This is a genomic window from uncultured Mailhella sp. (assembly GCF_944324615.1).
In the GTDB taxonomy this organism is placed as follows: Bacteria; Desulfobacterota; Desulfovibrionia; order Desulfovibrionales; family Desulfovibrionaceae; genus Mailhella.
In genome coordinates this window covers 1-11,490 of the sequence record NZ_CALUWY010000080.1, presented here as the reverse complement: position 1 = coordinate 11,490, position 11,490 = coordinate 1, and the positions used below count along the sequence as shown (strand labels likewise).

Sequence of the window (11,490 nt, the reverse complement as noted above, 5' to 3'; positions counted from 1 at the left end):
CCTACGGCAACAACGCCACCTTCAAGGTCGGCGACGCCAGCGTGGCGGTGAAGAACATCGGCAAGGACAGTGTGGAAGTTTCCATCACCGACAAGGCCGGTACCGTCACCACCAAGAAGCTCTACATCGACTCCAAGAATGCCAAGTGGCTCATGCAGTCCATGGTTGAGCGCGACAAGTGCTATGTGGTTTCCAAGGATGGCAAGACTCTTGTCCATCTGAACATCCGCCCCGGCAATCCGTTCAAGGACGGTAAGGTTGAACTGGTTGCGTACTCTGATGTCATCGACGTGCAGAATGGTTCCGACTGGCCTGCTGACCCGCGGTTCCTGACACGTCCCGAGACCTGAGCGACCTGCACCTATCCGCACGAAGTCATGATCGCCAACAAGGAACCGATCATACTCGACGGCGGAGCCAACAACGTGTTTGTTGGTCCTAACAATCAGTTCAAGATCGTTATCGATGAATTTGACGGCAAGACTGTGAAGGCTTGGCATGTCGAGACCGCTAAGGCCAAGACTGGCAACCTCGCTACTCGTGCCGAGGGCAAGAACATTGACCTTGTCGTTGGCAAGGCCTGCCGTTCCACCGTTCACTTCATCAGCCGCTGGTACGGCAAGATGTATGATGAACACCTGAAGGGCATGGACGTGTTCAAATAGCATCGGTCGGGCACGGGGATTCTGCGGTTCCCGTGCCCTTTTTCTCCACCGGTTGAGGCAGGCAGTTCATGCCCGCCTCAACAGAAGGGCCAGACGGATGTCTGGCTTTTCTTTCCCATCCATACGCAGCCCGTTTTCTCCGAAGAGCCGCCCGGTGCTTCGGAGTGTCCGGAATCTCTTCCGGAAAAGGCGGGGTCCCTCCCATGGGCCTTCCGGCCATGCAGCGCAGGGAAATTCAGGCAGTTTCACATTGCCCCAACAAGTTTCAACAGGCAGGTTCATCATGCCCGACGCTTACTCACGAAGGAATTTTCTTAAGTTGAGCGCAGCCCTGGTCGCGGGGGGAGCGGCCATCGCCAACCCCACCAGGGCCCGCGCCATCGGCTACGTTCCTCCCAAAGGCGGCCCTGTGACGGAAGTCAAGGGTTACTGCCCCTTCTGCCAGGTGCGCTGCACCTATATCGCCCGCGTGCAGGACAAAAAGATCCTGAGTGTCACCGGCGACAGGAACAACTACTGGACGGGCGGCGCCATGTGCCCCAAGGGCATGTCCATTCTTGAACTCATGGACAGCCCCTTCCGCATCACCGAACCCATGTACCACGAACCGGACGGAAGCTGGCGCAGGATAAGCTATCAGGAAGCGGTGGACATGGTGGTGGAGCGCATGAAGGCCGTGCGCGACAAGTACGGCGCCAAGGGTGGCAACCGCGTTGCGCTGACCATGCCTCTGTGGGACTGCTTTGAATCCGAAGTGGCCGCGCTCATGGCTCTGCGTACCGTGGGCAGCGTGCAGGCCATGCCTCCGGGAGAAACCTGCGTGTCCACGGCTTCCAACATGCTGGGGCTCATGCTCGGCGTGAACAGCGGCTCCACGCAGGTGGATGAACTGCCCAGGGCGGAAACCGTCATTCTCTGGGGCGCCAACGTCAACGACCTGTATCCGCCCTATACCCGCTGGCTCAAGGCCGCGCGCGAGGCGGGCACGAAGATCATCTATATTGATCCGCGCAGAACGCGCACCAGCATCTGGTGCGACAGACAGCTCCGCCCGCAGCCCGGTACCGACGGCGTGCTTGCTCTCGGCGCCATCCGCTATGTTCTGGAAAAGGGCGCGTATGATGAGGAACGGGCCCGCTTCCAGATCGAGGATTTCGAGAACCTCGCGCCGCAGACGGAAAAGTTCACGCTGGAGCATGTGCAGGCCATCACCGGCCTTGCCCTTGAGGAAATCGTCGCCTTTTACGAAACCGTGGCTTCGAGCAGAAAAACCATCGTGTGGATCGGCGGTTCTCTTTCCCGTCAGACCAACGGCATCACCACGGACCGTGCCATCATCCTCATGCAGGCTCTGCGCGACAACCTCATCGGCGAAGGCAAGGGCATGCTTACCTTCCAGAGCGGCAAGCCCGGCGGCGGGGAAGAGCTGGTGGATCATTACTTCGGCGAGAACAAGACGCCGAAGATGAACTTCCGTCGTCTGCGCATGGCCATGGAAAAGAAGAACCTCGACATTCTTTTCCTCAACTCCAGCTATCGCCGCAACCCCGACGCCCTCGGCGTGCGCAAGGCCATACAGAAGGTGCCCTTCGTGGTGCACATGGGCTTCTTCCTGGATGAGGAATCCGAAGTTTCCACCCTGTTCATTCCGGCCACCTTCGGTCCGGAAAGTCAGGGCTGCGGCTACGGCAACGAAAATCAGGTGGCGTGGCGTGAGAAGATCGTGGAGGCCCCCGGCTCCTGCGTGCCCGCCTGGCAGTTCTACCGCGACATCGGCCTCAAGATGGACCCCGAGCATTATCCCAACTTCAAGGACCCCGAAGAGATCTGCCGCATGATGCAGCAGGTGGTTCCTTCCTGGAAGGGCATCACCATGGAACGCATGCGCACTTCTCCCACCGTGACCTGGCCGCTTTTTGCGGAAGGGGAAGAGGAACGCAAGGGTACCGTGTTCACCGAGGGCAGACTCCTCACCGCCACGGGCAAGATGACGGTGGTGGACAGGGTGTTCGGCGGCATAGACCGCTGGGACTACCCCAAGGGGCACCCCAGAAGCAAGGACGGCAAGAAGGAGTTTCCGCTTATCCTCACGCAGGGCAAGCAGCTCTGGCACTGGCAGCAGACGCTGACCAACTTCGCGCGTTCCATGGCGCAGTTCTCCAACGGCCGCTTCGTGCAGGTCAACCCGAAGACCGCGCAGGAACTCGGGCTCAAGCAGCGCGACCGCGTGATGCTGGAAACCAGAATGGGCGGTATCGAGGCCTGGGTGGACATTACGGACAACGTGCTTCCCGGTGCGGTGTTCACGCCGGCCAACTGCTGCCGTACCACGCCGCTCAAGGAAAACCAGAGCGAATCCATCTGCGATATCCTCCCGAACTACTGGGACCGCATTTCTGCGCAGCACAACTGCACGGGATGCCGACTGAGAAAAATATGATGAGAGGTCGTCATGGCTCGATATGTCATGGTCATTGATTCTGAAAAGTGCATGAACTGCAAGGCGTGCATCATTGCCTGCCAGCAGCGCAATCATGTTCCCTACGGCCTTTCGCGCAACTGGGTGCATGAGACGGACAGCGAATCCTCACCCTGCGGCTTCAAGTTCCAGCCCGGCGCCTGTATGCATTGCGACGATCCTTCCTGTGTGCGTGCCTGCCCCACGGGCGCTACCTGGAAGGGCAAGGACGGCGCCGTGGAAATCGACCGTTCCCGCTGCATAGGCTGCGGAAGCTGCATTTCCGCCTGCCCCTACCATGCGAGGTTCCGGCATCCGGTTACCGGCACGGCCGACAAGTGCGACTACTGCCGCACGAGCACGCCCGGAGAAGTTCCCGCATGCGTGGCCGTATGCCCCGTGCACTGCCGCATCTTCGGCGATGCGGATGATCCTTCTTCCGATGTGGCGAAGGCTCTTGCTTCGCGCAAGGCCGTGCACGTCATTCCTCTGAACAGCGGCGCAAAGCCCACACTCACCTATCTCGACGCCACAACGCCTGCTGCTCTGCCCGAGGGCAGAACCGTCAGCTACCCCGTCGATACCATGCGGCCCCTGGCCAAGGGCGTCACCTGGGTGGGCGGCCTTGTACTGGCCGCGCTCACCGGCACCTTTGTCCGTCAGCTCATCAAATCCTCCGAAAAGGAGGATGAGGAAATCGCGGCGGAAAAGAAAAGCGCCGTTACCCAGGAGAAGCGCGAAAAGGAGGACAACGCATGATCCGTCGACATTCCCGTTCCGCGATATTCATGCACTGGTTCAATGCGGTATGCTGGATTTTCCTGCTGTTTTCCGGTTTTGCCCTGCTTGCCGGGGAAATGCAGCCCGTAGGCGAGTGGTGGATCAACCTCTGGCAGGGAATCTTCGGCGACAGGGGCCTTCTGGTGGCGCACCTTGCCGTGGGTTCCGTATGGGTCGTGGTGTATGCCCTGTATATCGTGATTTTCTGCCGCAGGGAGGTTCTGCCTTTCCTGCGCGAAGTCACCACCTTCCACATGAAAAGCGATATCGAGTGGTGCATGAAGAAGGGCCTGTGGCTGGTGCTCGGCCCGAAGCGCACCATGAAGCTCGGCATTGATCCTGCGCTTCCCCCGCAGGGCTTCTACAACGCCGGTCAGCGCATGGTGGCCGTGATGGCGGTGATCGCCAGCATAGGCCTTGCCGTGACAGGCATCATCATGGGCTTCTTCTCCGGCAATGTGGAATACGCTCTTTCGGAAACCGTGCTGCAGTGGAGCATCTTCGTGCACTTCTGCTGCGCGGGCATCATGGCCATACTTCTGCCCGTGCACATCTACATGGCCGCGCTGGCTCCGGGCGAAGGCCCCGCGCTGCGCTCCATGTTCACGGGATTCGTGCCGGAACATCATATAGAGCATCACAACCCGCTCTGGTATGAGGCGCTCAAGAAGGACGGCCGCCTTTAGGCCCGGTATGACATCATAAGAAAAGCGGAGTCTCCGAACGAGGCTCCGCTTTTTTTTTAAACCTTTCCTTTAAGAACTGGGAAAAGGGGGCCGGAAAGCTCCTTGCCGAGTCCTTTATGCCGGAGGCGGGAATATGGGGGAATCCGGGTGACCTGCGCGAGAAGGCGTGCAGCGAGGCCCCGCGGCAGGCTCTGGGACAGGCCTGAGGGCACTTCCGCCTTCCATTCCCGGCCAAGGGAAGAAGAGGTCTTTGCCCCGGAGAGTGGCGGAAAAGGGGATTGCGGGGGCAGATCCGGGAAAAACAGGCCCGGCATGTCCTTTTCTGCCGCATGGCTTCAGGGCGGGCATGGCGGAAGCACCGGGCTTTTAAAGAACGCGCATCCTTTGCAGGAAGGGGAAGCGTTCCCGCTGCACGGCCCAGCGTTTTTTCGACATGCGGTAGAGCACATGGCGGGAAAGCCGGTCTCCCGGAGGCAGGGCGGGGTGATCGAAGTCATCTTCAGGCCTGTGTTCCATGCCGAGTCTCTGCATGACGCGTTCGGAAGGGGTGTTGATGGCGGCCGTGAAGCTGCAGATTTCTTCCAGATGGAAGAGGGAGAAGCCCGCTTCCATGGCAAGGGCCGCCCCCTCCGTGGCAAAGCCCCGGCCCCAGAAAGTTTTGTGCATTCTCCAGCCTATTTCCACAAGGGAAGGATCGAATGCAGGCACATTCAGCCCGATGAAGCCCGCAAAAGGGGCAAGACCCGGAAGTTCCAGCGCCCACAGCCCGAAGACGTGCCTTTTCATGCGTTCCTGAAGGGAGGCGGCCAGGGCGTCGCTTTCTTCAGGCGTCAGCGGGGCAGGGAAAAAACGCATGACGTGCGGATCGGCATTCAGGGCGCGGAAGGGCGCAAGGTCGCTGTCCTTCCAGGGACGCAGGCGGACGCGTGAAGTTTCAAGAATCATGAAGACTCCGTGGATGAACGTTTCGTGGCGGCAGAAGGACTGCGCCCGGGACATACGCTCCGGCCTGTCTCCTTCGGGAAGCTGCCCCAGGCCTCTGCGCGGAGGCTTTCCACGGGGCACGCAGAGTTTTCCCGTTTCTGTGGAGGATTTTCCCTGTGCAGGCAGGCTTTGTCCGGGGCGAAAGGCCGCATCATGCGGAAAAATTTCCTTCCTGCCGGGGCGCGCGGCTTTTTGCATCGGCAGGGCGGCCCGCAACGCCTTCAGCCTGCGCGGCGCCGGAAAGGCAGGCCTGAAGCGTGCTTTTCCCGGCGCGTCAATCGGCGGGGTGCCGGAAGGATTTGTAGGAAATGCCGTATTTTTTCATGCGCAGGGCCATCATGCGTTCCGTCAGCCCCAGCGCTTCCGCTGCATGGCCGAGATGTCCCTGAAAATGGGAAAGGGCCTCTATGATGTAGGCGCGTTCCATTTCATCCAGCCGCTGCTGCAGGGAACCCATGAGGGGATGTTCCCCGGAGCCGCCCTGTTCCCCGTAGGGGCAGTCCGCTCTGTGCAGGTTTGGGGGAAGGTGCAGGGGCAGGATAAGGCCTTCTCCTCCCACCAGAAGCACCGCCCGTTCCATGACATTTTCCAGTTCGCGGATATTGCCCGGCCAGCGGTAACGCTGGAGCATTTCCATGGCGGAGAGGGAAAGGCGTACGCCCGTCTTGCCGTTGGCCTCGCTGTAGCGCTGGATGAAATGCGCCGCAAGGGAGAGAATGTCTTCCTGCCTGTCGCGCAGGGGCGGAAGCATGATGGGAAAGACATTGAGGCGGTAATAGAGATCCTTGCGGAAGGTGCCGTCCCGGACCATCTGTTCCAGATCGCGGTTGGTGGCGGCGATGAGCCGCACGTCGACCTGTATGCTTTCCATGCCGCCCAGGCGCTCGAAGCTGCGTTCCTGAATGACGCGCAGAAGCTTGGCCTGCATGGCCAGACTGAGTTCCCCCACCTCGTCCAGAAAAAGGGTGCCCGTGTCGGCAAGCTCGAAGCGGCCTTTCCGCACGGTGGTGGCTCCGGTAAAGGCGCCGCGTTCATGGCCGAAAAGCTCGCTTTCCACCAGACTGTCGGGCAGGGCGGCGCAGTTCAGGGAAATGAAGGGTCTCCCTCTGCGCCCGCTCGCTTCGTGTATGGCGTGAGCGGCCAGTTCCTTGCCCGTGCCGCTTTCCCCGCGAAGGAGTACGGTGGCCGAAGAGGGCGCGGCCTGCCGGATGCGGGTGAACACCAGATTCATGACCTCGGACTGTCCGATGAAGCCCTGAAGGCGGCCGGGCTTGGGCTGTTCCTTCCGGTGCGGTGCAGCAGAGAGCCCGGCCCGGCACAGCCCCGCCGTGTGGGAAAGCAGCGAAGCGATGATGGAGAGCAGGCGGCTCTGATCATCCAGCGTTTCCCTTGCTCCGGATCGGCGGTCCACGGCAAGAGCGCCGACCACCTGATCATCCAGCCTGATGGGCACGCAGATGAAGGCGGTGTGCTCCTTGCGCAGGTTTCTTGCCCGCGTTCTGTTGAGAAAGCGCGTATCATCCGCCACATCGGGAACGATTTCCGGCCGGCCTCCGGCAATGACCCGGCCCGTGATGCCTTCGCCTATGGCATAGTGCCCCCGGGCTTCTTCCGTGGAGGAAAGGCCGAGGGAGGCGTAGATGCGCACTTCGCTTCCGTCCGGATCGGTAAGTGCAATGGAAGCCCTTTTCACGGCCAGATGCCGGGCCATGATCTGAAGCACAAGCTGAAGCGCCTCCCTCGGGGGAAGGGAGCGTTCCAGCGCGTCGGCAATTTCTGTGAGCAGGACGAGATACATGGCGTCCGGAACCTGATGATCCGTGCGGCGCGGCGGCCGGGCAGGGCATCCGTCTGAAAAAACGGATGCCGGGATGGGAAGAGGGTGCTAGCCCATGACAATGTCGGCAAACACGGCGTTCACCGCCCGGGCGAGATCTTCCGGTGCGATGAAGAACTGCAGGCCGCGCTGTCCGGCGGAAACATAGATCTTTTCAAAATTCCTGGCCGATTCGTCAATGCAGACGGGGTAGGGCTTTTTGGTTCCCACCGGGGAACAGCCCCCTCTGATGTAACCCGTGAGCGGAAGCACTTCCTTGAGGGGCACCATTTCCACGTTTTTGTCGTGAAAAACCGCGGCGAGTTTTTTGAGGCTGAGTTCCGCGTTGCCGGGAACAACCGCCATGGCTATGCCGTTGGGATGCCCCCGCGTGACAAGCGTTTTAAACACGCAGGAAGGGTCGACACCCATGCTTTCTGCGACATGCGTTGCGGAAAGATCATCAATATCCACAGGATAAGTATTAAGTGCATAAGGAATGCCCAGTTTGTCCAGAACCCGGGCCGCATTCGTTTTCTTGACGGCAGCCATAAGAACTCCATGTTGTATCCGGTATGCCGGAGGATGACGCAGGCTTCTTTTAACCTTGAATAAGGCGAAAGTACAGAGCCGGCTCTGCCGGGCGGGAAATTTCTATTCACAAAAAAAGAAAAACAAGCTAAGCTGACGCGTTCTTCTGCGAAGGACATATTTTTTCCCGCAAGGCGGGTGGAGTGAATTATGGCTGAGCCAATCATCAGAATCTGCAACCTGGAAAAGAAATACCAGAGCAAAAATTCTGAGGTCTATGCCCTGCAGGGCATCAATCTGGATATCAATCGCGGCGATATCTTCGGTATCATCGGCCGCAGCGGCGCGGGCAAGTCCACGCTGGTGCGCTGCATCAACATGCTTGAGCGGCCCACGGGCGGGCAGGTGCTTTTTGAAGGCAAGGATCTCTGCCGCCTCTCGGACAGAGAACTGCGTCAGGCGCGCCGTTCCATGGGCATGATCTTCCAGCAGTTCAACCTGCTCATGCAGCGCACGTCCATGGAAAACGTCTGTTTTCCTCTGGAACTGGTGGGAACGCCTAAAGACAAGGCCAGAAAAAGGGCCGCCGAACTTCTGGAACTGGTGGGACTTTCCGACAGGGCGAATTCCTATCCTTCCCAGCTTTCCGGCGGGCAGAAGCAGCGCGTGGCCATAGCCCGCGCCCTGGCTTCCGACCCCAAGGTGCTTCTGTGCGACGAAGCCACCTCCGCTCTTGACCCGAGCACGACGGAATCCATCCTTTCCCTCATTAAGGACATCAACCGGCGCCTCGGCATCACGGCCGTCATCATCACGCATGAAATGAGCGTGATTGAAAAGATATGCAGCCATGTCGCCATTATCGCAGGCGGCAAGATTGCGGAAACGGGCCCGGTGGAGGAAGTGTTCTATCACCCCCGCACGGAAGCCGCGCGCACCATGGTCATTCCCGACGCGCTCAAGCCCGAAAGGCTTCCTTCCGAACGTGTCGTGCGCATCGTGTTCAACGGCGCAAGCAGTCTTGAGCCCATCATCGGCAACATGATTCTTGACTGCGGCAAGCCCCTCAGCATTCTGTATTCTGATCTTCGCGAGATAGACGGCGTCGTCTGCGGGCAGATGGTCATGCAGCTGCCCGATGATGCGGAGGCCTGCAGGCGCATCTATGCCTTTGCCGCTTCCCGCGGCCTGGAACTGGAGGATATGAATCATGTTTGATGCCCACCTTCTGGAAATGCTGTGGGAAGGCGTGCTCGACACGCTGTATATGACGGTGGTTTCCACCGTGCTTTCCTATGTGTTCGGCATGATCATGGGCGTGCTGCTCGTCATCTGCCGCAAGGACGGCATAGCCCCCCGCCCGGTGTTCTACGCCGTGCTCGATGTGGTGGTGAACCTCACCCGTTCCTTCCCCTTCCTCATTCTCATGATCGCGGTCATTCCCTTCACCCGTTTCCTGGTGGGGACGACCATAGGCAACAACGCCACCGTGGTTCCGCTGGTCATCGCCGCCGCTCCCTTTGTGGCCAGGCTCATCGAAGCCTCGCTGCTTGAAGTGGACGGGGGCGTGGTGGAGGCCGCGCAGTCCATGGGCGCTTCCACCTGGCAGATCATCACCAAGGTTCTTTTGCCGGAAGCGCTGCCTTCCCTGCTGAACGGCAGCGCCGTGGCGGCCATCACCATTCTGGGCTACTCGGCCATGTCCGGCGCCGTGGGCGGCGGCGGTCTCGGCAAGCTTGCCATCATGTACGGGTACAACCGCTATCAGACGGACATCATGTTCGCCACCATCATCCTGCTGATCGTCATCGTGCAGTTGTTCCAGATGCTGGGCAACTGGGCGACGAAGCGCTTTGACAAGCGCATGTTCTAATGTTGGTGCATCCGCACCGGTAACACAGAGAGGTTTGTATGAAACTCTGCCCTGTTCTGCTTTCGGCGCTGCTTTCCGTCGCTTTTGCGGGCACGCTTTCCCAGGCCGGAGCCGCCGAGGTCAAGGTCGGCGCTTCCCCCACCCCTCATGCCGAAATTCTTCAGGCCGCCGTTCCGCTCATGAAGGCCAGAGGGCATGATCTCAAGATCATTGAATACGCCGACTACGTTCAGCCCAACATGGCGCTGGATGCAGGGGATCTGGATGCCAACTACTTCCAGCATCAGCCCTACCTCACCGACTTCAATAAGGAAAAGGGCACGAAGCTTATTTCCATCGCTTCCGTGCATTATGAACCCTTCGGTATCTACGCCGGAAAGACCAAGGACCTGAAGGCCCTCAAGAAGGGCGCCGTGATCGCCGTGCCCAACGACACCACCAACGAAGCCCGCGCGCTGCTCCTTCTTCAGGAAAACGGTCTGCTCAAGCTTCGTGACGGTGCGGGACTCAGCGCCACCCGCCGCGACATCGTGGAAAACCCCGGTGATCTGAAGATTGAGGAACTGGAAGCCGCGCAGCTTGTCCGTTCTCTCCCCGACGTGGATCTTGCCACCATCAACGGCAACTACGCCATTCTGGGCGGGCTCAAGGTGAAGGACGCTCTGGCTGCGGAAACCGCGGAATCCGTGGCCGCCACCACCTATGCCAACGTGCTGGCCGTGCGTGAAGGTGATGAGCAGCGCCCCGAACTTAAAGCTCTGGCTGAAGTTCTGAAGAGCGACGAAATCAAGAAGTTCATGAACGACAAATACGAGGGCGCGGTGGTTCCCGCCAAGTAAGAGCGCCTTGCAACGCATGAAAAACGCCGTGGAAACACGGCGTTTTTTTTTTATGCCCGCCGGCGGAAGAGCCATGCTGCCGAAGAGGGGAAGAGCGCTTTCCGGGCGGCTTCCGCAAGGTTTTTGGCGGCGTTTTTTTGAAGATGCAGCCGCACGCCGTGCTACAAAGGCCATTTTCCGGGAGGCTTTTCGGGCAGGCATTTTTCTGCCGGGGGCTGCATGCTTCATGAAAGGCATCTTCGGTGCCGCGCGGCGATATGGCGGAAGGCGCACGGCCCCGTCCCGGAGGTGGGTGCCTTGTCCGGCTTTTTCGTATGTTGTTCCTTCGGAGGCAGAAAGGAGCATGAGTCTTCCTTCATCCTGGGCAGGCGTGCCTTTCCTCCCGTATGAAAAAGGCAGAAAGCATGCGGGGTATCTTCCTGAAATGCCGGAACAACATGCCCTTGGGAAGGCTCATGCGCAAGAGGGCGGAAACGCCAGGGTGACGGAAAGGCTCTTTCCATGCCCCGGGCGCAAAAAAAGCTTATGCTGATGAAAACAACCTGTTTTTACAGAAAAAAACAGAAACGGGAAAAAAGATGAGCGCCGTGTTTTTCCCGTGAGGTCTCAAAGGGCAGGGGCCTTTACCGTGAGAGAAAAACCCGCCGGATTATTTACAAGGGGCCTTTAATAGGCTAGGGTACTACAACGCGATGTATCCCGACCTGTCCGCGTTTTCACGCGGGGGATTCATGGCCGAACATCTTACCTGTGGAGAGTTGAATGGCTCGTATTACTATGGAGCATGTGCAGTATGAAGCGCATGTCCCCGCGGTTGGTAGCAACCCGGACCAGCTTTCTTTTGTGCAGATCGATCCT

The 11,490-nt window shown here is 59.4% G+C and carries 10 protein-coding genes and 1 pseudogene; 8 read left to right on the top strand and 3 right to left on the bottom strand.

The genetic code is table 11. The features are described from left to right. From Q0K07_RS11945 to Q0K07_RS11925, 5 genes and pseudogenes are all read left to right on the top strand, one after another. Positions 1 to 350: pseudogene (locus Q0K07_RS11945) on the top strand (hypothetical protein); the annotation flags it as partial. A gap of 27 nt (positions 351 to 377) precedes the next feature. Then, the gene (locus Q0K07_RS11940) at positions 378 to 665 is read left to right on the top strand and encodes a transcription factor (protein ID WP_294559502.1); all 288 of its coding nucleotides are present in this window, start codon (positions 378 to 380) and stop codon (positions 663 to 665) included. Between the two features lie 319 nt (positions 666 to 984). Further along, positions 985 to 3,105: a molybdopterin-dependent oxidoreductase gene (locus Q0K07_RS11935; protein ID WP_294559500.1), complete on the top strand. Its 2,121-nt coding sequence runs from the start codon at positions 985 to 987 to the stop codon at positions 3,103 to 3,105. 12 nt (positions 3,106 to 3,117) lie between these two features. Beyond that, a complete protein-coding gene (locus Q0K07_RS11930) occupies positions 3,118 to 3,882 on the top strand; it encodes a 4Fe-4S dicluster domain-containing protein (protein ID WP_294559498.1) in 765 nt (254 codons plus the stop codon). After that, entirely contained in the window at positions 3,879 to 4,589 is a 711-nt protein-coding gene (locus Q0K07_RS11925) for a cytochrome b/b6 domain-containing protein (RefSeq protein WP_294559496.1), read from the top strand. The genes Q0K07_RS11930 and Q0K07_RS11925 overlap by 4 nt, the downstream gene beginning before the upstream one ends. 366 nt (positions 4,590 to 4,955) lie before the next feature. On the opposite strand, the gene Q0K07_RS11920 is transcribed toward Q0K07_RS11925, so the two are convergent. From Q0K07_RS11920 to ybaK, 3 genes are all read right to left on the bottom strand, one after another. Then, positions 4,956 to 5,534 (bottom strand): GNAT family N-acetyltransferase, encoded by a 579-nt coding sequence (locus tag Q0K07_RS11920; protein WP_294559493.1) that lies wholly within the window; start codon positions 5,532 to 5,534, stop codon positions 4,956 to 4,958. A gap of 313 nt (positions 5,535 to 5,847) precedes the next feature. After that, entirely contained in the window at positions 5,848 to 7,371 is a 1,524-nt protein-coding gene (locus Q0K07_RS11915; protein WP_294559492.1) for a sigma 54-interacting transcriptional regulator, read from the bottom strand. 87 nt (positions 7,372 to 7,458) lie between these two features. Next, positions 7,459 to 7,941: a Cys-tRNA(Pro) deacylase gene (gene ybaK / locus Q0K07_RS11910; protein ID WP_294559490.1), complete on the bottom strand. Its 483-nt coding sequence runs from the start codon at positions 7,939 to 7,941 to the stop codon at positions 7,459 to 7,461. Positions 7,942 to 8,130: 189 nt separating this feature from the next. On the opposite strand from ybaK, the gene Q0K07_RS11905 reads away from it, so the two are divergent. Genes Q0K07_RS11905 through Q0K07_RS11895 form a run of 3 tightly spaced genes read left to right on the top strand, consistent with a single transcriptional unit; the run spans position 8,131 to position 10,632 of the window. Beyond that, a complete protein-coding gene (locus Q0K07_RS11905) occupies positions 8,131 to 9,138 on the top strand; it encodes a methionine ABC transporter ATP-binding protein (protein ID WP_294559488.1) in 1,008 nt (335 codons plus the stop codon). Continuing rightward, on the top strand, positions 9,131 to 9,793 hold the full coding sequence (locus tag Q0K07_RS11900) for a methionine ABC transporter permease (protein WP_294559486.1): 663 nt from the start codon (positions 9,131 to 9,133) through the stop codon (positions 9,791 to 9,793). The genes Q0K07_RS11905 and Q0K07_RS11900 overlap by 8 nt, the downstream gene beginning before the upstream one ends. A 38-nt stretch (positions 9,794 to 9,831) precedes the next feature. Continuing rightward, entirely contained in the window at positions 9,832 to 10,632 is an 801-nt protein-coding gene (locus tag Q0K07_RS11895) for a MetQ/NlpA family ABC transporter substrate-binding protein (protein ID WP_294559484.1), read from the top strand. The last annotated feature ends 858 nt before the right edge of the window (positions 10,633 to 11,490 follow it).

What these genes read in the sequence shown, in the direction of transcription:
- Q0K07_RS11940 (WP_294559502.1), top strand. Translation starts at nt 378, where the DNA reads ATGATCGCCAACAAGGAACCGATCATACTCGACGGCGGAGCCAACAAC.
- Q0K07_RS11930 (WP_294559498.1), top strand. Translation starts at nt 3,118, where the DNA reads ATGGCTCGATATGTCATGGTCATTGATTCTGAAAAGTGCATGAACTGC.
- Q0K07_RS11925 (WP_294559496.1), top strand. Translation starts at nt 3,879, where the DNA reads ATGATCCGTCGACATTCCCGTTCCGCGATATTCATGCACTGGTTCAAT.
- Q0K07_RS11920 (WP_294559493.1), bottom strand. Translation starts at nt 5,534, where the DNA reads ATGATTCTTGAAACTTCACGCGTCCGCCTGCGTCCCTGGAAGGACAGC.
- Q0K07_RS11915 (WP_294559492.1), bottom strand. Translation starts at nt 7,371, where the DNA reads ATGTATCTCGTCCTGCTCACAGAAATTGCCGACGCGCTGGAACGCTCC.
- ybaK (WP_294559490.1), bottom strand. Translation starts at nt 7,941, where the DNA reads ATGGCTGCCGTCAAGAAAACGAATGCGGCCCGGGTTCTGGACAAACTG.
- Q0K07_RS11905 (WP_294559488.1), top strand. Translation starts at nt 8,131, where the DNA reads ATGGCTGAGCCAATCATCAGAATCTGCAACCTGGAAAAGAAATACCAG.
- Q0K07_RS11900 (WP_294559486.1), top strand. Translation starts at nt 9,131, where the DNA reads ATGTTTGATGCCCACCTTCTGGAAATGCTGTGGGAAGGCGTGCTCGAC.
- Q0K07_RS11895 (WP_294559484.1), top strand. Translation starts at nt 9,832, where the DNA reads ATGAAACTCTGCCCTGTTCTGCTTTCGGCGCTGCTTTCCGTCGCTTTT.